Genomic DNA, 23,384 nt, shown 5'->3' with positions numbered 1-23,384 from the left:
TTCTTTAAATACCACCCCAAAAAGGGTTTTAAAACGATGAAAAAATTAATCCTGTTAATTGTTCTCACAGTCAGCCTATTCAACGCATTCGCACAAAAGAAAGGCCTTAATTACCAAGCCGTCATCCTTGACCCCAAAACCATCGAGGTTCCTGGTGTCAATGTCACAGGTCAACCCCTTTCCAACGGAAAAGTGTGGGTCCGATTCACATTGAAAACGTCGGCCGGCGTGGATTATGAAGAGATCCAACAAACGACCACGGACGAATTCGGTCTTATTTCCTTGACCGTGGGAACGGGTGCATCTACGGCTTCCAACAGCAGTAATGCGACGGGAATCAGCAAATACAGCACCTTTGATTCCATCGTTTGGGATGCGGAATTGAAATCACTCATCGTAGCCGTAAACTTTGACGGTGGTACGAAATACACAACTGTCAGCAATCAAAAACTGAACTTCACGCCATACGCGCTTTATGCAGAATCCGTGGACTACAAAAACGTGCGTGACACGCCTAAAAACTTGAGTCAATTCAACAATGACACAGGCTATTTGGTACCCAAAGATTTGGATCCATTAAAGACCAACATAGCCTTAAATTCTAAAGCAATTGCGGATAATCAAGCCACCAATGAAGGTAAATTCATCGTTGTCAACCAAACCATTGAGGCCTTAGATAAGAAAGTAAAAGCAGATATTACCAACATCAACAGTACATTAGACGATCACAATAATCGCATCAATAGCACCAATAATCAATTAACGAACACAGCAAACACTTTAAGTTCTCAAATTGGATATGTTCAAAACATCACGGAGGCAACAGCCAATGCGGTGAATAATTTGGGCACTACCTATGAATCAGCCGGCAATAAATCTACGGCTACTGATCTAGGGGGTGGTAACCCATCGGACGTATTATTTCCAACACAACGAGCAGCAAAAAGCTACGTGGACAATGCGATTAACATTGCAGTAGCTACTGGTGCACCTGATGCAACGACTTTAGCTTCGGGTAAAATTCAATTATCAGGTGATCTAGGCGGAACGGCCACGAACCCAACGGTACCCGGTTTGGCGACAAAAGAAAGCCTTTCAAACAAATCTACAAACGTATCAGCCGATGCGGGCTCAGATACGAAATACCCATCTGTTCGCGCCATCAAAACCTATGTGGACCAAGCGACTCAAGGGATTGCCCTACAAGCTGCAGTAGATGCCAAAGCTGATAAAAATTCCCCTGTCTTCACCGGAACGCCATCATTGCCATCCGGAACAACAGGGGTAACACAAAGCCCGGCGAATAACTCGACGGCCTTAGCTACAACCGCTTTCGTTCAGGGAGCCATTGCCTCGGCAACCATCGTTGACGCGGATGCAACAACAAAAGGAAAGATTCAATTAGCGGGTGATTTGGGTGGAACGGCAGGTGCACCTACGGTACCCGCATTGGCGAACAAAGAAAATGTAAGTAATAAATCTACAGCCACAGCCCTAGGAACAAGTGACCAATTATACCCAACCCAAAATGCGGTTAAGGTATATGTGGACAACCAAGTTGCTGCAGCAACCATTGCAGATGCAACAAACTTAATCAAAGGTAAACTTCAATTGGCCGGTGATTTAACGGGTACAGCAGCCGCGCCTGCCATCGCGACAAGCGCGGTGACGAGTACTAAAATTGCTGACGGTACCATCGCAACGGCAGATATTGCCGATAATGCTATTACAACCGCTAAGATCACAGATGCTAATGTAACGGATGCTAAAATTGCCACAGTTTCAGGATCAAAAATAACTGGAAATATTACAGGAAATGCGGCCAATGTAACTGGAATCGTAGCCATCTTAAATGGAGGTACTGGGGCGACAACAGCAACATCAGCCTTGACGAATTTAGGCGCGCAAGCAACAGCGAATTTGAGTACCGATGTTTCTGCAGATGCCGCCTCAACAACAAAATATCCAGCCGTTAAAACCATCAAGGATTACGTGGACAATACGGTAGCAGCAGCAACCATCGCGGATGCCACAACAACATTGAAAGGTAAAATCCAATTAGGGGGTGATTTGGCAGGCACTGGAACAACAGCAGCTGCGCCGGTGATTTCAGACAATGCCATTACCACAGTAAAAATTACAGATGCCAACGTCACTACAGCGAAATTAGCTGCAAATGCCGTAACAACTGCAAAAATTACGGATGCCAATGTAACAACAGCGAAATTAGCAGACAACGCAATCACCACGGTAAAAATTACAGACGCCAATGTAACAACTGCCAAAATTGCGGATGCAAATGTAACTACAGCGAAAATTGCAGATGCGAACGTATCAACAGCAAAATTAGCGGATGATGCAGTGACAACGGTTAAAATAACTGACGCCAATGTAACCACAGCAAAATTAGCACCTAATGCGATCACAACAGCTAAAGTTGCTGACGGAGCGATCACAAATGCTAAAATTGCAGATGCAACCATCTTAAATGCCAAATTTGGTGAGGCGGTTAGTATTGCAAACGGGGGTACGGGTGCTACGACAGCAGCAGCTGCATTAACCGCTTTAGGTGCACAAGCAACAGCGAACCTAAGCACCAACATGACCACGGATGCGGCATCATTAACCAAATACCCAGCCGTGAAAACGGTGAAGGATTATGTAGACGCGAGCGTGGTGGCAGCAACCCCAGACGCGGATGCTACCACGAAAGGTAAGATTCAATTAGCCGGCGATTTAACCGGCACTGCCGCATCTCCTGCCATTGCAGCGAGTGCCGTAACAACAGCCAAAATCAACGACGCAGCAGTTACTTCTGCGAAGATTGCCGATGGAACGATTGTCAATGCAGACATCAACGCATCCGCGGCGATCGCAGATACGAAATTGGCAACTATTTCTACATCCGGAAAAGTTAGCAATTCAGCGACAACAGCAACCGATGCCAACACCGCATCTGCGATTGTTGCGCGGGATGCCAACGGTGATTTTGCCGCGGGTACGATCACCGCAAGCTTAACAGGTTTGGCAAGTAAAGCAAGTAATATTAACGGCGGAACCTTAGGAGCACTTCCTTATCAATCAGCCGCCAACACCACATCGCTTTTAACAGGAAGCACTTCAGCCACCAAACAATTCTTAACCCAAACCGGAACAGGTTCTGTATCCGCCGCTCCCGCTTGGGGTTCTGTAGTTATAGCGGATGTATCGGATTTAGGAACGGGCGTAGGTGGATTTTTAGGAACGCCAACAAGTGCCAACTTAGCCACAGCCGTAACGAATGAAACCGGTTCTGGTGCATTGGTATTTGCGACTTCTCCTACCTTAGTAACACCTACTTTGGGTGTGGCTTCCGCAACAAGCGTAGGCTTCGCGGGTTCTACTTCGGGTACTGCAACCTTAGCAGCACCAGCGGTAGCCGGAACGACTACGATTACATTACCAAGCGCTTCAGGAACTTTGGCCACTTTAGCAGGTACAGAAACATTATCAAATAAAACATTCACGGCACCTGCCTTGGGAACACCTGCTTCCGGGGTATTAACGAATGCAACAGGTTTACCTTTAACAACGGGGGTAACAGGAACCTTGCCCATTGCGAATGGTGGTACGGGTTCAACAACGGCTGCGGATGCCTTGACTGCCTTAGGCGCTCAAGCAACGGCTAACCTAAGTACAAACATGACAACCGATGCGGCTTCCTTAACGAAATACCCCGCGGTCAAAACGATCAAAGATTACGTGGATGCTAGTGTAACAGCCGGAGCACCGGATGCTGATGCTACAACAAAAGGTAAGATTCAATTAGCTGGCGACCTAACGGGAACGGCTGCTTCCCCTGCCATTGCTGCTAGTGCAGTAACAACTGCCAAAATCAATGACGCTGCCGTTACTTCTGCGAAGATTGCGGATGGAACGATTGTGAATGCCGACATTAACGCTTCTGCTGCGATTGCAGATACGAAATTGGCAACCATCTCAACTGCAGGAAAGGTAAGTAATTCTGCAACAACTGCAGATGATGCGAATACCGCCTCTGCCATTGTTGCTCGTGATGCAAGTGGCAATTTTGCGGCTGGAACTATTACGGCCAACCTAACAGGTTTAGCAAGTAAAGCAAGCAACCTAAACGGCGGTGCTGTGGGTTCAATGCCTTACCAAAGCGCAGCGAACACAACTACTTTATTGGCTGGTAACTCATCCGCAACAAAGAAATTCTTAACCCAAACGGGTGACGGAACATCTGCTGCGGCTCCTGTTTGGTCAGGCGTTGCCGTTTCAGATATCACAGGAACTTTACCCGTTGCCAATGGTGGTACGGGGGTAACAACGGTAGCTGCTAATCTAGTCTTTGCCGGACCTACTTCTGGTGCAACCGCTTCTGCACCAAGTTTCCGAAGTTTAGTCGCAGCTGATTTACCTTCTGGTTCCACGAACTATGTAATCAATGGAACGACACAACAAGCTAGCACAGATTTCAATATCAGTGGTTCTGGTACCATTGGTACAACCTTAGCTGTAACAGGAAATACAACCATTGGTGGTACAGCTACGATTACAGGCGCTACTACCTTATCTGCTTTAACGGCTTCCAAAGGAGTCTTCACCGATGCATCGAAGCGCTTGACGAGTACAGGCACTTTAGGAACTGATCAAGGGGGTACGGGTATGACATCCTTTAATAGTGGGGGTGCCATGTATGCAACGAGTACCTCAGCTATAACTACAGGTACTTTACCTACGAGTGCGGGTGGTACGGGATTAACAAGCTATACAAGTGGGGGTGCATTATATACGACGAGCACAACGGCAATTACTTCAGGTACTTTGCCAATTAGTGCCGGGGGTACAGGTTCGACTACCCAGAACTTTGTGGATTTAACTACCGCTCAAACGATAGCCGGTGCCAAAACGTTTTCATCAACCATTGTAGGTTCTATTTCAGGAAATGCGGCAACGGTGACGAATGGTGTTTATACGACAAATAAATTAAGTGCTTTATCTGCGACAACATCAACCGAATTAGCAGGTGTCATTTCAGATGAATCAGGTTCAGGTGCTTTGGTTTTCGCGACTTCTCCTACTTTAGTAACACCCACATTAGGTGTAGCATCAGCGACATCTGTGGCCTTTGCTGGATCCACGTCAGGAACGGCGACGATTTCAGCTCCGGCAATAGCGGGTACAAGCACTGCGATTACTTTACCAGCTGCATCTGGAACTTTAGCAACGTTGGCAGGAACAGAAACGCTAACCAACAAAACCTTGACCTCTCCTACTTTCACTGCACCGGTATTGGGAACACCGGCATCGGGTACATTGACCAATGCGACGGGCTTGCCTTTAACCACGGGTGTAACAGGTATTTTACCTTTAGCTAATGGTGGAACAGGTTCTTCAACCAAAGCCGCGGCATTTGATGCTTTATCACCAATGACCACCGCAGGTGACATTATATACGGAGGGACATCTGGAACAGGAACACGTTTGGCCAAAGGAACGGATGGGCAAATATTAACCTTAGCTTCCGGTGCACCTTCATGGTCAACTATCCCTACAGCGAGTGCAAGTGCAGCTGGTTATTTAGCAAGTGCTGATTGGTCAACATTCAATGGTAAGCAAGCGGCTTATACCAACTTAACGACAATTGGTTCCTTAAGCAATGGCGCTGGTTTCTTGAAAAACACAGGTACGGGTACATTTACTTATGCCAATCCAGCCGTGACGGAAGTAACAGGTTTGGGAACTGGGGTTGCAACTTGGTTGGCAACGCCATCCAGTGCGAATCTAGCAGCTGCTATGACAAGTGAAACAGGTTCTGGTGATTTAGTTTTCGCGACCTCTCCTACTTTAGTTACGCCGGTATTAGGAGTTGCCTCGGCGACATCGATTGCCTTTGCCGGATCCACTTCAGGAACGGCGACGATTTCAGCTCCGGCAGTAGCGGGTACAAGTACTGCGATTACCTTACCAGCTGCATCAGGAACCTTGGCAACCTTGGCAGGAACAGAGACCTTGACAAACAAGACCTTAACTTCACCTACCTTCACAGCTCCGGTATTGGGAACACCTGCCTCAGGAACCTTGACCAATGCTACGGGCTTACCGTTGACAACGGGGGTTACAGGTATTTTGCCATTAGCCAACGGTGGTACGGGTGCCTCAACCAAAGCAGCGGCATTTGATGCCTTATCTCCGATGACAACTGCTGGTGATATCATCTACGGTGGAACATCAGGTACGGGTACACGTTTAGCTAAAGGAACCGATGGTCAGGTATTAACCTTAGCTTCAGGAGCTCCGTCTTGGACAACCTTAGCGGGTGGTGTTACAACCATGGCGGCGATTGGTTCTGTACCCAATGCAAATGGTGCGAGTATATCGGGAACGACCTTGACGCTCCAACCAGCCGATGCAACCAATGGCGGGGTGGTTAATACAACAAACCAAACATTTGCAGGTAGCAAAACCTTTAGTTCTGATATTAGTGTAAATACAGTAAAAGTAGGTAAAGGAAGTGGAACAGGTACTGGGAATACAGCTTTGGGGACTTCTACTTTAAATGCAAATACAACGGGGAATTACAACACCATGGTGGGAGGAAATAGTGGAGTTTCAAATACAACAGGATCAGGAAACGTATCATTAGGATACAGTAGCTTAAATTCAAATACTACCGGAAGTAATAACATTTCAATTGGTAATGCAGCAATGAATGGAATGAATACATATAATTATAATGTTGGTATAGGCCAACAAGCATTAAGATATGTAAAAGGTAATTATAATGTGGCTATTGGGGATGGTGCTGGAGCTAATTTAGGTACCGCAGCTACAACAGGAAACGATAACAATATTATGATTGGAGCAAGTGCTGGATATCAAGCTGGATTAAGTGGTTCAAACACGGCTGGTAAGTACAGTATTTTCATAGGATACGACACCCGACCTGCGGCAGATGCAGAAACCAATGAAATTGTCATTTCAGGATACGATGGGTCTGCAGGAACAATTGGTTTGGGTAGCAATACAACCAAAATCGGTAACTCAGCTACAACGATGACCGCCCTCATGGGTGAGGTATTAGTTGGAAGTACAACCGATGGAGGTGCATATAAATTACAAGTAACAGGCGACACGAAATTAACTGGGACCTTAACCGTGACTGGTGGAACACCCGGTTTAGGGAAAGTCCTTACTTCAGATGCCAATGGTTTAGCTACATGGTCAAATAATGGTGGAGCAGGTGTACTAAGCAAAACAGCTACTTATACCATTGCTACGACTGATAATGCCAACGTGTTAGTTTTCTCAGGTTCTACAGCATCACAAACCATTACTTTACCAAGTGCGGTTACCGTGGGAGCTGGTCGGGAAATTACCATTAAAAACATCGCGAGTGTTTCAGTGGGAGTAGCATCGGCTGGGGGAACCTTAATTTCCGATAGCACGACAACTGCAGCAACTAGTTTGAATATCGGTATTGAACCATCCAACAACTGGATTAAGGCAATCTCGGATGGTACGAACTGGATCATATTACGTGCATTGTTCTAAAACTAAATTGTCGTATTTGGAAAATCATTTTCTTACATCGAAATATTTTCCAAATACGACAATCCCTATTTAATCGTCTTCTGAAGGCATCTATATGAAAAAGCGATTTGCTATTTTCTTTATTTTACTAGCAATTTTCCAAAATGGAAAATTATTTGCACAAACAGGCATAGGAACCACCTCCCCTGTCAATAAACTGCAAGTAGAAGGTGTTTCCGCGGATCCTGCCACATCCGGAGCTACGGCGAATGGGATCTTACGTTTGAGTGGTACCTCGGGTATTCATGTAATCGATATGGGTGTCAGCTCATCATCAACTTATGGTTGGATTCAAGCGCGCTCGGAAAGTGGCTATGGAACAAATTACAATTTGATCTTAAATCCCAACGGCGGAAATATCGGAATCGGTACCACCGCTCCTACGGCTAAATTAAACTTAGTGGGTGGAGGTATCCGTATCGCTACGGGTTTTGGCAATACGGGAACGAGGCCAGCCGTCAATACCAGCAGCGTTGGAAACTATGAAATTCGCGGGGTGGGTGGCGCAAGTCAGAATGATGCAACCGATGATGGTTTTCTTCGTCTATCCGCAGGTGGTGGTTCCACGGCGAGTAGCCAGTCTTCCATCGATATATCCGGCTATTCTACCGTATCTGAGATGAGTAATAACATTATATTTCGGACAGCGGGTACGGAGCGTATGCGGATTGATAATGCGGGTGCGACGACTTTGGCAGGCAATCTGAATGGGACGAGTGGGACGAGTACATTGGCCAACTTTGGCACGGTGATGAATGATCAAACGGGAACGACCTATACCTTAACGGCGGCTGATAATGGAAAAATCATAACCTTCAATAATGCGAGTGCTATTACGGTGACTGTTCCAGCCATATCGGTGGGATTCAACTGCATGATTTTACAAAAAGGAACGGGTCAGGTGACCTTGTCTCCCTCGGCCGTAACCATCTCGAACCGCTATGGATATACCAAAACCGCGGGACAATACAGTATGTTGACACTGGTTTGCATCGCATCCAATGTCTATGTATCCTCTGGAGACATGAATAATTAATGAATATGAAAAGGGTGTTATTTTTCTGTTTGGCCTGTCTGCATTTCTCCGGAAACGCACAGATGCTTGCGCCATTGCAGGGAACGCAACGCCAACCAAAATTACAGTTTGATTATTGGGTATATAGTACGAATGCGGGAAATGGGACAACGACCCAATATCCGGTTCCACCTGCCAATAAAACGGATATGGATAATATGTTCAATACGAACAATTCCAATACGACCCTTACAAAATCCGGTCGGACGAATTCCGCCAAAATACTTGATTGGACCACAAGTACTGAACTTAGTGGCCTAGGTATTACGCTACCCAATTCAGGTAACTATTTCGCTATCAAAATTCAGGGAACGTTTATTCCCTTAGAAACTGGCACGTACACGTTTACTTTGGAGACTGATGATGCGAATGATTTTACAATCAACGGATCTACCATAATATCCAGTTATGCTGGTCAGGCCGTTGGAGCCCTAGGAACACATCAAGGCAGTATATCATTGACCGCTGGCCAAAAGTATAGCTATGAAATTCGAATGCAGCAAGGAGGCGGTGTCTTTGGCTTACGATTTTATTGGAAATCGCCTACCCAGGCCGCTGCCCCATCTGCCTATCAAAGTTCATTACCAGCCAATACCTATTATCAATCCTGGACGCAGAACTTACAGGAATTAGTGAGCACGCCGGATTTGGACGGTAGTTCAGCTGCCAAGGCCGCGCCTAATGCGAAGTATCTTCAATCGGCTTTTGGTAATTATACCGACAACGTGTATTGGATTAATCTACCCTTTGTGGGACCTACGCAAGTATATTGTTTATTGAGTAACACCATTGATGGTGGTGGCTGGATGATGATGATGAAGGCGACCCGAGGAACAACCTTTTATTATGGAAGTACCTATTGGACGGCGATTAATACCTTAAATCCCACGGCTTACAATCGGAACGATGGCGATGCGAAATTTGATGTCATGAATTATTTTTATGCTAAAGATATGATGGCCCTTTTTCCTGACATAGGATCTACTTATAATTCAGGAACAGGTGGGTCTGTGAATTTATTGAGTTCGTATAATAACTGGTGCTGGTTACAGAACAATTTCAATAATGGAATTCGCATCACACCGGTGGGCTTTTTCGCAAGTTCGACAAAACTTTATTTTAAGGATGCATCCACTTTTACCGGAAAAGGGACTGCTTTTTCCTCACAAACGGATGTTCGCTTTTATGGATACAATTATGCGAATGCCGGCGGAGGTGCCAATGTTCGTTGGGGATTCGGTTGGAATGAAAACGGGGGTGGATTATATCCTACCGGTGACGAACAATCCAATGACGTTTCAGGCGGCATAGGCATGGCCTGGGGCAATTATTCGGCAGGAGATTATATTTCCTGTTGTCAAAATACAACCGGGGTAAATCGGTCGGCACGCGTAGAAATATATGTCAGATAACATGAGAAAAATATTCAAGCTTTTATTGTTATCGTATGCTAATCGCCCAGCTTGTAACATATGGGCTGTAATTTTCTTTTTTGTACTACTTATTTTCCAAAATGGAAAATTACTTGCACAAACAGGTATAGGAACCTCCGCGCCGGTGAATAAATTCCAAGTGGAAACAGCTACGGCAGATCCTGCCACGAGTGGTTCTGCTGCGAATGGAAACTTACGCTTGAGTGGTTTGTCGGTCGCCCATGTGCTGGACTTTGGTTTAAGTAGCACATCTACCTTTGCTTGGATTCAGGCACGGAACAAGACTTATGGAACGAATTACAATTTGGTATTAAATCCATTGGGAGGTAATGTGGGGATAGGTACCTCCTCGCCTACTGCGAAATTGAATTTGGTGGGTGGTGGAATTCGTATTCACGATGGATTTAGTAATGCTAGCACTAGACCCGCATTGAATACGAGTAGTATCGGGAATTATGAAATACGCGGGGTGGGTTCTTCCTCGGGCACCGTTCAAGCGGATGGTGCGGACGATGGCTTTCTGCGCTTATCGGCGGGTGGAGGTACGAATACAAACACGCAAGCATCCATCGATATATCTGGCTATTCTACCGTATCTGAAATGAGCAATAACATCGTCTTTCGTACCGCCGGCACGGAACGTATGCGCATAGATGCTAGCGGGAATGTGGCGGGAGCTAATACGAATACGCTTTCGGGTTTTGGGGCTAATATTTCTTCTATTTCAGCATCCTATACCCTTGCAGCTGCGGATAATGCGGAGGTGATTCAATCCACAGCGGCGTCAGCCATCACAGTGACGATACCAACGGGCTTGCCTACGGGTTTCAACTGCATGGTTTTGCAATATGGTGCTGGACAAATCACCTTTACGGGTGCTGTAGGTGTTACGATTATCAATCGGAATTCGTATACGAAAACATTAGGCCAATATGCGATTGCGACGGTCTTGCATTTGGGAAGTAATATTGTGGTTATCTCAGGCGAACTAGGAAATTAAAGATGCGGATACTGATATTATTTTTACTGATACCTTCTGTCATGCTGGCGCAATTCTATTCGCCGAGCTATGGGGGAAATGTCACGCGAAATAATCTCATTGCGGCTTATGATTTCAGTAATTCTAGTTCTTATCCAGGAACTGGTACAACCGTCAACAATACAACCGGCAAATCTATACCAGCGACACTAGCTGGATCACCTACTTATTTTGCTGATCCGGGTTATGTTCAATTTTTACCGGCCAACGGGAACTACATGATGGTAGGCGATTTACGGACCTATTATCCGCAAGTTACATCCACCACAAGATCAGGTATATTTACGATGAGCCTTTGGTTTAACCCAACCCTTGCCAATGGTGTTGTGGTATCTGATTTAAACTCGACAGTTGTTGCCGGAGGTTATCATACCACCGACATAGAAATGGTTGCTGGCTATTTGAAATTCTCAGTTTGGCCTAAAAATAGCGTGATATCCACAGCATCCACTGTTACACTTAATGCATGGCACCATGTTGTACTCGTATATACGGGGAATCAAGTCAAAGCCTATTTAGATAATGCTTTGGTAGGAACGGCAAGCTATACACGAGATGGACCCGCGATGGGAAGTTTAACAAGTCCACAATATTTTGGCATAGGGGCCTATGACAATGTCACCAACATGGGTCATGGCGGCTGGGGACATTTTTTATTGGCCGATTTTAAATTTTACAGTTCGGCATTAGGTTCAGCTGAAATCAACAACATATACCAACAAGAAAAAACGAATTATAATCTTGTTTTCTTTTTGGATGCAGGGAACACGAATTCGTATCCCGGCACGGGAACCTCTTGGAAGGATATTTCGGGTGCCGGAATCACCGCTACCAATGCATCCAATAATGGAACAACGACGGCAGTAGCGTATAATGCTGCCGCGAGCGGGAGTATGTATTTTAATGGATATGGTTATTCAGATTTTACCTTCAACTTAAACGGAGCCACGACATTAACGGTTGAAATGTGGGCTTATCCGACTAGTTTATCTGGAGGTATGTTTTTTGGTTTTAATCTTTACGATGTATTCACAGCAAATGGCACATTGGGATTTAATACCGCCGGAGGAGACTCATATGGTTTAAACACCACGCAGACAAGTGGCTTTGCGAATACCTGGAAACATTATGTATTCGTGATGAATTCGGGATTAGTCACTTCTAATAAAATTTATGTAAATGGAGTACAGCAATCACTCGCGTTACAATTTGGAACAATTTATCCAGGTAATGCTACTTTTAATAGTGGTTCTATGCGTATAGGTTGTTGGCGATGGGATACCTCTTACCTCCAACAGATGTATATGACCAAATTCAAAGTGTACAATCGCGAATTAACGCAAGCAGAAATAACAGCAAAATTCAATAAAGACAAAGCAAGACATGGACTTTAAACGCATATTCATTTTCGCAATTTTAGGATTAAGCTTTGGAGCAAAAGCCCAAACGGGTATCGGCACGACGTCCCCTGCCGTGAAGCTACATGTAAAATCCAATGGACAAACCTTCCGTATTGAAGGAACGGATCATGTGTACATGGAGTTATTTCCACAAGGGCCCACGACACGTTATGCCTATTTTGGTTTTCCTGGTGCGAGTTCAACGCAATTAACCTTCATGAACCATTTTACAACAGGGAATATTGCTTGGGGTACGAATAACACGAATCGGATGTTTTTATCAGCGGATGGAAAATTGAGTATAGGAACAAGCACCCCAGCGACAACGCTTACCGTAGGCGCAGCTGATGGTTCAGTCGCTGGAGAAATCACCTTAAATCCATCTTCAGCAAATTACGAAGGAGGTCAAATCACCTTCAAAAAATCCATAACGGGGTCAACTGTTGATTGGACTTTGGATCAATACGGTACAACTTCAGCTGACGCACGTCTACGTATTTTCAATGGATTAGGTGAAACGAATGGGATTACGATCAAAGAAAATGGATTTGTTGGGATGGGCACATTGGCTCCTACGGTTCGTTTACAAGTTGCTGGTGACATCATTGCGAATTCCATCGCAGGTTCTTCCGACATCCGTTTCAAGAAAGACATCGCTCCGATCGAAAACCCGTTGGCCAAAGTGATGCAATTACGCGGCGTGAACTTCAACTGGAATACGACCGACTTTCCACAACGCATGTTCTCGGAAAAACGCACCATGGGATTCATAGCCCAAGAAGTTGAAAAAGTTGTTCCGGAAATCATACAGACGGAAAACACAGCAGAGGGATATAAATCGGTACAATACGACAAGGTAGTTGCCTTACTCGTGGAGGCGGTGAAGGCCCAACAAAAACAAATTCAACAATTAAAACGCGAAGTCAAAAAACTGAAGAAACAAGCACGCTAGGATGAAGTATTTCTTTGGGATATGTTTATGGTTTTGTAGTCTGAGCGTTTGGGGACAAATGATCACAGCGCCTGCGCCCTTGACCATTGAGGCGAATGCCAGCAATGTGGATGCGGGGGATTTTGTGGTTAACTGGGCAAATAATACGGATCAACTACTCGTCAGTTTAAGTTTGGACTACCATAACGGGGCTACCTTGAGTTTCCCTACCACGACGGGCTTGACGAAAAACTATGGCTATAACTCCTGGACAAGTGTTAGCAGCATCGTATTTTACGGTACACGTGATAACATCAATGCAGGCTTGGCGGCCATGACCATCTCGATGGGAAGTGTCAAAACAGCGGTTAAAATTAACATCGAAGTCTCGAACTACGATGCATCTTACATTTACAATCCAACCAATAAACATTATTATAAATTTATTTCGGGAGCGGTAACTTATACAAATGCCAAATCAGGAGCGACAGGACAGGCAGCTTTCAAAGGAAAATCAGCCTATTTAGCAACCATTACTTCGCAGGCTGAAAATGACTTTATCAATAATAACATATCACAAAATAACATTTGGGTAGCCATATCCGATGCTGCCACAGAAGGACAATGGATCTTAGATGCGGGACCGGAAGCTAACACGAACATTTGGAATACCAATGTTGCTGGCATTACGAATACGACGTACACCTCCTATGCAGCTACTGGGAATACCGTTTCGGGACAATATGCTAATTGGTGTGCCAATGAACCCAATAACTCGGATGGTAGTCGAAATGGAGAAGATTGTGCCGTTGCTAAATCCGGTGGGGCTACTTGTTGGAATGATTTAGCCGATGGAAATTCATCGGGAATAAGTGGTTATTTGATTGAATTTAGTGAAGATTTCCCTGCGGGATCAGCTTACACGGGCGTATATACAAGTTATGCCGTACATAACAATGATGTCGCCTTTACCAAATCCTCAACGAGCGGTATTACAAGCGCAGGAATCTCTAATGTCGTTAATTTATCGGGCGGTTTAACGATTAATGATGGACATACTTTAACCCTCAATGCAAACAATACCTTCAAAAGCAAGAAGATCACATTTAATGGAACAGGCAAACTTCTTTTAAATACTTCAACGAGTAAATGGACACCTGAAAATGCCTCGACAGATAATACGCTTATTTACAGCCCAGCGAAAAATTCCAATCCGGTCAATTGGGACGCAAAAAGCGTTTGGGTGAGTGACCCCTTCATTGACAATAATCTTAATGCCAACCACTATACTCCCTGGTTAGGCTCTCCGCAAGGGTGGTCTGCCGGCGCTAATGATGTCACCCAATACCTAACCTTAATCTACCCAATCCCAGCCTATATTGCTGGTATAGCTACCCAAGGCAGGCAAAACAGTGCCCAATGGGTCAAGAACGCTGATATTGATGTAAGTTTAGATGGGACTAATTGGACCAATGCGAAAATCAACGCAACATTAAATACGGATCAAACCACGATAGTCAATTTCTTATTTGATTTGCCAGTTTATGCCAAATATGTTCGTGTGAAATTAACTCGGACCACGGATTGGTATAACCATACCTCCATGCGCTTTGGATTAATCATCAAATCTTATGATTTCAATATCATCACGGATGGTCTTAAATTACGATTGGATGCGAGCGAGTCGAGTTCCTATGGTGGATCAGGAACAACCTGGAGTGACATCAGTGGAAATACGCAAAATTTTTCACTCGTGAACTCCCCTACCTACGATGCTTCCGGATTTTTTAATTTTAATGGCACGACGCAATATGCGAGTATTCCGCATAACAATACCTTAAAACCAACGGCGGCCATCACGCTTGAGCAATGGTTAAACGCCAACAACTGGGCCGCAGGAACTAGTGGTACTAATTACAAATGTTCACTATCCTGCACCTCGGGAGGAGGCTATTCGCATAATATTTGGGCGAGTACCTTTAAGAGCTATATCTATGCGGCTAATGCATATCGTATCTTATCAGCTAGTGTGAGTGGCTTTACCGGCTGGCATCATTTTGTGTCAACTTTCGATGGCCGCTATGCACGCTTGTATGTCGATGGGCAAAATGTTGATAACATCGATTTAGCGGCATCTGGATACACAATCACCTATGCTACGAATAGCATATTCATAGGTGTAGAGGCAGGTACCGCAACTGCTCCTGAAGGCTTTTATTGGGACGGAAAAATTGGGACAACCCTCATATATAATCGGGCATTAAGTACGGCAGAGGTGTTACAAAATTATTTGAATACAAAAGCAAAATATGGTCTATGATGCATAGGAAACGATATATCTATTGTCTTCTTTGTGGTTTATTACCTTGGGGATTGTTTGCACAAGGCACAACCAATAGTGTGGGGACGGGTACGTTTACGAATACGGGCACATGGACGAGTCCGCAAAACCTGACGGGAACGGCGACCATTATGGATGGGCATACCGTAACTATTCCGAATAATATCAATCCCGTTTATTCCAATAAAATCATCTTTTCAGGTACTGGAAAGTTAGCTTTAGCCGGAACCAGCAGTAAATGGATAGCAGCGACAATTATGAACGCGTCTCCCTCCATGGAGTCCTTTAATCTCTCGACGAACTGGTCGTCATCTAGTAATTGGGGAAACACTGCATTTGGGACAAGTTTAAATATCCCCTGGATTGATTCGGGTACGAGCTGGTCGGCTGGAAGTGCCCTCAATTATACCGATTACCTACAATATGATTTAAAAAGTCCCCGCTGGATACAAGGCATCATGTCACAAGGGCGGGGGGATTATGCCCAATGGGTTACTTCAGCCAAAGTGGAAGTAAGCATGAATAATAACAATGATTGGGTATTGGTATCGTCGAATATGTCCATGAACTCAGATCAAAACACGAAGGTATCAAACAATTTCCCCAATGTCATGTATGGGCGATATGTACGTGTAACCCCCATGGCTGTATATGGGCATCCATCCATGCGCTTGGGCATTTTGTTGCGCGACTATTTCTTCAAAACTTGCAATGAGATTAAAACGAATTTTCCTCAAGCCACAACGGGATACTACCAAATTGATCCGGATGGTTCAGCAGGAGCTACCGCCCCAGCGATTTGTTATTGCGATATGGACACGGATGGTGGTGGATGGACTTTGGTCTTGAATTATTTACATGCCGCCAATACCAATCCAGCTTTGGTTGTTAAGACCAATTCATTACCCTTGCAAAACTCAACAACCCTAGGGACAGATGAATCTGCTTCAGCATCAACTTGGGGGCATGTTTCGAATGCCTACCTGAGCGTCTTTCCTTTCAGTGAATTGCGTTTCTATGGCAAAACTTCCGCGCATTCAAGGATAGTGCATTTTAAAACTTCCCATGCGAGTACGATAAACTATTTTACCACAGGAACAGGCAGTGTGACCGGATTAGCTACGGCTGGAAATTTCACTACTCTGACAGGCCATACGGCTAATATTCCTGCGAATTTGGATGGTTATTTTACATCTCAAGGAAATAATGCCATGACTGAATTCCCATTTTACAAAGGGGCCGCATACCATTGGGGAATACGTGGGCTTACCAACCGCTGGGAAGTGGACGATTATCCTGCTAACTCAGCTAATAGTACTTTTCATCAAATTTGGATTAGATAAGTGGACGTTAGACATTGGACGTTAGAAGGTGGACGGTGGAAGTTTGCTCTTTGGCAAACCTTTCAGGATTGCCAAAGTTTGAGACGCATGAAATGCGTCGATTCCCTAGACTAAAGTCTGGGGTTAATATAAATAAGGAAACCCCAGGTTTTAACCTGGGGGAAAAGACGCGAAGTATCGCGTCTCTACAGTCTAAAGACCAATATTTTATAACCCCAGGTTTTAACCTGGGGAAATTCGCGAAATCGCGGAGACAATAAATTAATTTCGATGAAGAATTTATTCATTTTAATCTTTATCCTTTCAGCCATTAAAACCATGGCTCAAACAGGCATAGGCACCACAAGCCCGGATGCATCTGCTAAGTTGGAAGTTGCGTCCTCTAACAAAGGATTCCTACCCCCGCGCGTGGCTTTAACGGCGACAAACTCCGCGAGCCCTATTAGCAATCCTGCCAATGGACTTATGGTATTTAATACCGTCACAGCGGGTTCTAGTCCATTTCAAGTCGTTCCAGGCTATTACTATTGGGATGGCACTGGGGCTAAATGGGTCAGTTTATCGACCACGGTAGGTAATGTGCAAAATCAGGCGATTTATCGCTCTACTGCTAATACGAATGCTGGTGCAGCCGTATCAACCTGGAACATGCGTTTTAATAATATTGCTGCGGGAGATTTAAGTGTGAGTGCAGGGACCACCTTTGCGCTATCGAATGGAATTTACAAGATTCAATGGGGTTTGCCACACCAACAAGCAAATACCTATAACGCCATGAGTTTGCAGGAATATACTAGTGGGGCATGGAATTATTTTAACGGTGATTATTATTTATCGGTCGTAGCCAATGGTGGTGGGACCGACTGGGGAGGTACCACGTTTATGACTGACATCATTGATTGCAGTTCCTCTACACGTACGCTTCGATTAATTAATACAGATGGAAATCGCGTTTTATACTACGGTGCTTCATTCATCATTACCAAATTAAACCCATCCATCACTACATCTACCACGGCGGATAATTTGGGGAATCATACAGCTACGACAGCCATCAATGCGAATGGAAATACAATTCAAAATGCTGGCGCCATAGGGATAGGAACCAGTAGTCCAGGGACAAGCCTTCACATCGAAAACGGAAATGTGCCCAGCAGTTGGAACCCCGCTTCCACCACCCACCCATCCATTTACGTATTCAACAATAACAGTGCGAATGCGAATGCAAATGCCATGATTACCGTGCGAACCAATACGACAAATGGGGGAAATCCCTTTTATGCGTTGGATGTATTTGGCAAATATGGATATAGCATGGGATTGGATAATGCGAACACTCAGTTTGTAATTAACTCGTCATGGGATTTTAATGCGAGTGCAGCCAACAAGCAAATGATCATGAACCGTACAGGTACATCACGTGTCATTATACCTAATTCAAGTGGCGGTTATTTATCTGATTTTCCTACGGGCTGGGGAGGTGGATTAGCAACCTACGACATAACCGCAGGCGGAATCTACTACAACGTATTGACACAACGTTCTGACCGTAGATTAAAAGAACAAATCAAGGCTATAAGCGACGAAGAAATCAAGCGCTTATACACCTTAAATCCCGTTTCCTATTACTGGAAAAACCGAAAAACGGAAAGCCATTTACAATACGGTCTTATTGCTCAGGATGTTGAAAAAGTTTTTCCTGAAATGGTTTCCATGGGAAGTGATAGCCTTCAAACGAAATCTGTAAATTACCAAGCATTACATGCCTTAAGTTTAAAAGCATTGCAAGTATTGAATGAAAAAGTGGACCAACAGGCCAAAGATATTCAGGCATTACGTTTACAAATGAAGCGCTTAAGACGCTTGAAAAAGAAATAAAAATGAACTTTAAAAAAGTATTTTTCTTGCTTTTGTTTTTGGGAACATTTTGGGTCAAAGGCCAAACGGGCATCGGAACCACCACGCCTAACGCATCCGCGAAGTTGGAGGTCTATGCCACCAACAAAGGTTTCCTCCCACCTCGTGTGGCCTTAACTGGTGCGACGGATGTTTCAACGATAGCCTCACCTGTAGCCGGATTATTGATTTACAATACGGCCACAGCGGGTTCCATCCCAAACAACGTAGTTCCGGGTTATTATTTTTACAATGGTTCCGCATGGGTACAAATCGCTGGGGGATTGATCATCGACAATTCCAAAACAGCTGCATTTACGTTGAGTTCGTCCGATAATAATAAGATCTTCACGATTAGTTCAGCCTCAAATGTCGCCATTACGGTACCTACCCTACCCGTTGGGTTTACCTGCCAATTCATTCAAACAGGGACAGGAAGTTTAACCTTGACGGCATCCGGCACAACGCTCAATTCAGCGAATGGCTTGGTTTCGAGAGCGACAAATAGTGTCATGGGTTTGGTCATGAATAGTACCACAACCGGATTTGTTTTTGGAGATACGATTTATTAATGCGCGTTTTCACTTACATATTGACCCTGATTTTATTCCAGAGCATGGCGGTTTTAGGCCAACACGCCGGCGTGCAGGCGGCTATGCGCAAGCCTAAAATCACGCATATCTACACCTTCCCATACACGGGAGCGATCCAACAATTCGTTGTGCCTAATCGGGTCACCGCCATCCAAGTCAATGCCGTTGGTGCTAAAGGAGGCACGGGAGGCGGAGGCCAAACAGGCGGTGCAGGAGCTAATATTACATCTACGTTAAATGTAACACCTGGACAGGTTTTATATGTTGTGGTAGGTGGATTTCCGGGAACATCCGCGACACCCAAATATGGCTTTGCGGGAGCTGGTGGTGTAGCCAATAGCTCTACCGCCAATGGAGCAGCAGGTGGCGGATTATCAGGTGTTTTTACTTCGAGTAGTCCCAGCAATACCAATGCGCTCATCATAGCCGGCGGAGGTGGAGGAGGTGCAGGCAATGGCGGAACGACAGGCTATACGGGTGGTGCTGCCTTAAATACTACTTCAGGGACAGCGGCCAATGGGGTTGGTAACTTGGGATATATAACGTCAAGCCGCTACCAATATGGCTATGGAGCTACGCCTGCAGCCGTGGGCGTAGGCGGTTATGCCTATGACAATGCACCCGCACAAAACGGAGGCGATGGAAGCAATATAAACGGAGGAGCAGGCGGAATAGGTACCGTTTGGTCAGGAGCAGGTGGTGGTGGAGCCGGTTTTTATGGTGGCGGCGGGGGTGCCGGAGGAGGTGCGGCGAATGGCGGTGGAGGTGGCGGATCCTCCAAATCGACGAATGGCCATAATAGTTTTGGGACTCCCAATACGACGGGCGACGGTAGCGTGACGATTACCTGTTTGTCTAATTCGGGTTTAGTCTTGCATCTTGATGCGGCGAATCCAAGTAGTTATCCTGGTTCAGGAACGACATGGACTGATTTATCAGGCATTAGTTCCAATGTCACCTTGGCAAATACCACATACCAGGCGGCGAATGGCGGTTCTATCGTTTTTAATGGAACAACGAGTTATGCGAATTTTACCGCAAATATTGGAACGACCAATGTCGTGACGGTGGAAATGTGGGTGAAAACGAATTCCTTGAACGCACCGGGAGGATCCATGTATTTTGGTTTCAGCAAATATGACCTTTGGACTTACGGCGGAAATATCGGATACAATACGGCTGGAGGTGACCAATATGGAATAACAAGTGCGCGGGCTACCACACTTGGAATAGAAGGTGCCTGGAAACATATTGTTTGTGTGATGAATGCAGGTTCAAACGCTGGCAATAAAATCTACATCAACGGAACGAGTGAGACGATGAGTCAAATCGCTGGAACGTTTAGTACGGTCAATTCCGTCTTCAATTCCGGAGCCGGTCGGATATCGAGTTGGACCTTTGACGCCAACTGGTACATGAACATGAACGTCGCGAGTTTCAAGGTTTATAACCGGGAATTGACACAGGCGGAGATTACCAACAATTTTAATTCAACCAAACAGCGCTTCTACCCGGATAATTCGGGATTAAGTCCGGAGACGGCCTCATCGAGTGCCTATCAAATCAAGCAGGATTATCCGAACTCTCCGGATGGATTCTATTGGATTAAGAATGCCAACATCAATGGGGGAACGCCTATTGAAATTTTTGCCGACATGACGACGGATGGCGGAGGATGGACCTTGATTCTTAAAAACTCGTCGTATGGCGGCTGGACCTATGCCAATGCGATCGATTTAAATGCTTCGATGCCCTTCAAGACAAATGCCGATATCACCAGTACATCCACATCCAATTATTCCATTATCAAGTGGGCGGATTACATTAAAAAAAGCTCAACGGGCTTTCAATACATGATCGATGCCTATAGTCGGGGAAGTTACGGAGGCATTTGGACTGCCAACGCTGCCTACAGTTTTGTCAGTACAAGCAATGCTAATACGAACATCACTAATAATACGAATTGGGGTGGATGGGCTTACAATACAAATAACGATGGTATTTCCCAACGCATGCCATATTATGGTTATGTGGGTGCTAATACCGGCTTTTATTCGTTGGCCAGTGGTACCGGTAATTGGTGGGGAACTATGATTGCCAATAATCAATACTATGCTCCGGCACCGTGGATTGGAACTTTAGGGGGATATGCGGCGAATCCGGGGATTATATGGTATTGGGTGAGGTAAGGAATTGGACGGTGGACTTTAGACGCTGGACGTTGGACATTTGCTCTTTGGCAAATCTTTGTAGAGACGCGATACTTCGCGTCTATTAGACATTAGACCTTAGACGTTGGACGTTAGAAGAATTTATAACTTTAAAGAATTAGTCGCGAGGTATCGCGTCTCTACAGTCTAAAGTCCAATGTCTAACGACCCATATTATAAAAACCCAGGTTTTAACCTGGGGAAAAAGACGCGAGGTATCGCGTCTCTACAAGCATAAAACGAGGCGAAATCGCCTCAAAAAATTAATTACGATGAAACATTTATTCTTTCTCATTTTTCTCCTTTCAGCAATAAAAACCATGGCCCAAACGGGCATAGGCACCACGAGCCCAGATGCATCCGCGAAGTTAGAGGTAAATGCATCAAACAAAGGTTTCCTTCCTCCTCGCGTCACGCTGACTTCTCAAACAGATAATAGCACGATTCCAAATCCAGCAACGGGTCTTTTGGTCTATAATACGGGCAATAATCCGAACCTCGTAGCGGGCTATTACTACTGGAACGGGAGCAATTGGGCCACCATCGCTACGGCGACCGGTTCAGGGGTTTATTCGTCCTACATGCGGGGGTCAAGATCAGCAGCACAAACGACGGGGCTAGCTTCAGGTAATAACGTTGTTTTTACGCAAGTAGATAATGTGGCGGGACAAGATATTAGTTTAAATACATCCACGGGGCAAATTACCTTGGCAGCCGGTAGAACTTATCGACTAATGGCTCAGGTTCCAAATTTTCAAACGTCATCGGCAGAAACTAGATTACAACTTGGTTGGTACAATGAATCAACCAGTTCGTATATAGGAAGTTCAACCTCAGCATATCCACCAACCAGTGGGGCATCCTATGGAGCGACGGGTGGAATGGCAGAAGCAATCATAACCACATCAGCAACAACAGTTGTTTCTTATCGTGTACTCCAACAATCCAATACGAACCAACTGGGAGGAAGTGCGGACTATTTTACAACCGGATCATACCCTTGGTTTGATATTCAAGTGATATCTGGGAATCAGGCCATTGAACCTGATAAAGTTTCAAAATTCGTGGATGCCGGTATAACCGTTTCTTTGGATAATTTAAAGGTTACAGTAACGACGAGTGGAAGCAGAGGATTAAGTGTAGGAACAGTTTCAGGCTCTTTGAGCTTATATGTTCAAGGTGTTTATACCAATCAAGCTGGGACCGCTAACACCGATCGGACGACAACGCCAGTTACTTATACAACAACGATGAGTGGCTCTATGTTTGGCTGGAGTTTTGGATCATGGGGAGATACAGTTATTTATCATTTTACGGATTTGACCAACAGTAGAACTTATCGGGTAACGATGATTATTATGCCGGGTTATTTGAAGAACTTTATATCGATTGAACGATTAAGTACATAAATAGACTTTAGACGTTGGACTTTAGACGTTGGACTTTAGACGTTGGACGTTGGACGGTAGATGTTGGACGTTGGAATGTTTGCTCTTTGGAAAACCTTTGTAAAGACGCGAAATCGCG

12 protein-coding genes are annotated in these 23,384 nt (G+C 45.0%); all 12 read left to right on the top strand.

All coding sequences use genetic code 11. The annotated features are described in order from the left end of the window. Positions 1–36 precede the first annotated feature (36 nt). Positions 37–7,557 carry a hypothetical protein gene (locus V7S75_RS06675; protein WP_459512457.1) on the top strand — a complete coding sequence of 2,507 codons (7,521 nt, stop codon included), beginning with the start codon at positions 37–39 and terminating at the stop codon, positions 7,555–7,557. Positions 7,558–7,651: 94 nt separating this feature from the next. Then, entirely contained in the window at positions 7,652–8,632 is a 981-nt protein-coding gene (locus V7S75_RS06670) for a hypothetical protein (protein WP_459512455.1), read from the top strand. 5 nt (positions 8,633–8,637) lie between these two features. After that, positions 8,638–10,083, top strand: a complete 1,446-nt coding sequence (locus V7S75_RS06665) for a PA14 domain-containing protein (RefSeq protein WP_459512453.1) — start codon at positions 8,638–8,640, stop codon at positions 10,081–10,083. A 1-nt stretch (position 10,084) separates the two neighbouring features. Beyond that, a complete protein-coding gene (locus tag V7S75_RS06660; protein ID WP_459512451.1) occupies positions 10,085–11,104 on the top strand; it encodes a hypothetical protein in 1,020 nt (339 codons plus the stop codon). 2 nt (positions 11,105–11,106) lie between these two features. After that, entirely contained in the window at positions 11,107–12,537 is a 1,431-nt protein-coding gene (locus V7S75_RS06655) for a LamG domain-containing protein (protein WP_459512449.1), read from the top strand. After that, the gene (locus tag V7S75_RS06650) at positions 12,527–13,495 is read left to right on the top strand and encodes a tail fiber domain-containing protein (RefSeq protein ID WP_459512447.1); all 969 of its coding nucleotides are present in this window, start codon (positions 12,527–12,529) and stop codon (positions 13,493–13,495) included. The genes V7S75_RS06655 and V7S75_RS06650 overlap by 11 nt, the downstream gene beginning before the upstream one ends. 1 nt (position 13,496) lies before the next feature. Further along, positions 13,497–15,794 carry a LamG-like jellyroll fold domain-containing protein gene (locus V7S75_RS06645; protein ID WP_459512445.1) on the top strand — a complete coding sequence of 766 codons (2,298 nt, stop codon included), beginning with the start codon at positions 13,497–13,499 and terminating at the stop codon, positions 15,792–15,794. Continuing rightward, positions 15,791–17,158 carry a fibrinogen-like YCDxxxxGGGW domain-containing protein gene (locus tag V7S75_RS06640; RefSeq protein WP_459512444.1) on the top strand — a complete coding sequence of 456 codons (1,368 nt, stop codon included), beginning with the start codon at positions 15,791–15,793 and terminating at the stop codon, positions 17,156–17,158. The genes V7S75_RS06645 and V7S75_RS06640 overlap by 4 nt, the downstream gene beginning before the upstream one ends. 270 nt (positions 17,159–17,428) lie before the next feature. Then, entirely contained in the window at positions 17,429–19,036 is a 1,608-nt protein-coding gene (locus V7S75_RS06635) for a tail fiber domain-containing protein (protein ID WP_459512442.1), read from the top strand. A 2-nt stretch (positions 19,037–19,038) separates the two neighbouring features. Then, positions 19,039–19,626, top strand: a complete 588-nt coding sequence (locus V7S75_RS06630) for a hypothetical protein (RefSeq protein WP_459512440.1) — start codon at positions 19,039–19,041, stop codon at positions 19,624–19,626. Then, positions 19,626–21,836: a fibrinogen-like YCDxxxxGGGW domain-containing protein gene (locus tag V7S75_RS06625; protein WP_459512439.1), complete on the top strand. Its 2,211-nt coding sequence runs from the start codon at positions 19,626–19,628 to the stop codon at positions 21,834–21,836. Before V7S75_RS06630 ends, V7S75_RS06625 begins: the two co-directional genes overlap by 1 nt. Positions 21,837–22,129: 293 nt before the next feature. Continuing rightward, complete coding sequence (locus V7S75_RS06620) at positions 22,130–23,266, top strand: hypothetical protein (protein WP_459512437.1); 1,137 nt, start codon at positions 22,130–22,132, stop codon at positions 23,264–23,266. The last annotated feature ends 118 nt before the right edge of the window (positions 23,267–23,384 follow it).

Source organism: Aquirufa sp. TARAVU-A1A, from assembly GCF_054558675.1.
Note: the sequence above shows the minus strand (reverse complement) of the source record. Positions and strands in the feature narration are given on the sequence as shown.

Bases quoted from the DNA above. Each gene is read 5' to 3' on its own strand.
- V7S75_RS06640 (WP_459512444.1), top strand. From the start codon at position 15,791: ATGATGCATAGGAAACGATATATCTATTGTCTTCTTTGTGGTTTATTA.
- V7S75_RS06670 (WP_459512455.1), top strand. From the start codon at position 7,652: ATGAAAAAGCGATTTGCTATTTTCTTTATTTTACTAGCAATTTTCCAA.
- V7S75_RS06625 (WP_459512439.1), top strand. From the start codon at position 19,626: ATGCGCGTTTTCACTTACATATTGACCCTGATTTTATTCCAGAGCATG.
- V7S75_RS06650 (WP_459512447.1), top strand. From the start codon at position 12,527: ATGGACTTTAAACGCATATTCATTTTCGCAATTTTAGGATTAAGCTTT.
- V7S75_RS06620 (WP_459512437.1), top strand. From the start codon at position 22,130: ATGAAACATTTATTCTTTCTCATTTTTCTCCTTTCAGCAATAAAAACC.
- V7S75_RS06665 (WP_459512453.1), top strand. From the start codon at position 8,638: ATGAAAAGGGTGTTATTTTTCTGTTTGGCCTGTCTGCATTTCTCCGGA.
- V7S75_RS06675 (WP_459512457.1), top strand. From the start codon at position 37: ATGAAAAAATTAATCCTGTTAATTGTTCTCACAGTCAGCCTATTCAAC.
- V7S75_RS06630 (WP_459512440.1), top strand. From the start codon at position 19,039: ATGAACTTTAAAAAAGTATTTTTCTTGCTTTTGTTTTTGGGAACATTT.
- V7S75_RS06635 (WP_459512442.1), top strand. From the start codon at position 17,429: ATGAAGAATTTATTCATTTTAATCTTTATCCTTTCAGCCATTAAAACC.
- V7S75_RS06660 (WP_459512451.1), top strand. From the start codon at position 10,085: ATGAGAAAAATATTCAAGCTTTTATTGTTATCGTATGCTAATCGCCCA.
- V7S75_RS06645 (WP_459512445.1), top strand. From the start codon at position 13,497: ATGAAGTATTTCTTTGGGATATGTTTATGGTTTTGTAGTCTGAGCGTT.
- V7S75_RS06655 (WP_459512449.1), top strand. From the start codon at position 11,107: ATGCGGATACTGATATTATTTTTACTGATACCTTCTGTCATGCTGGCG.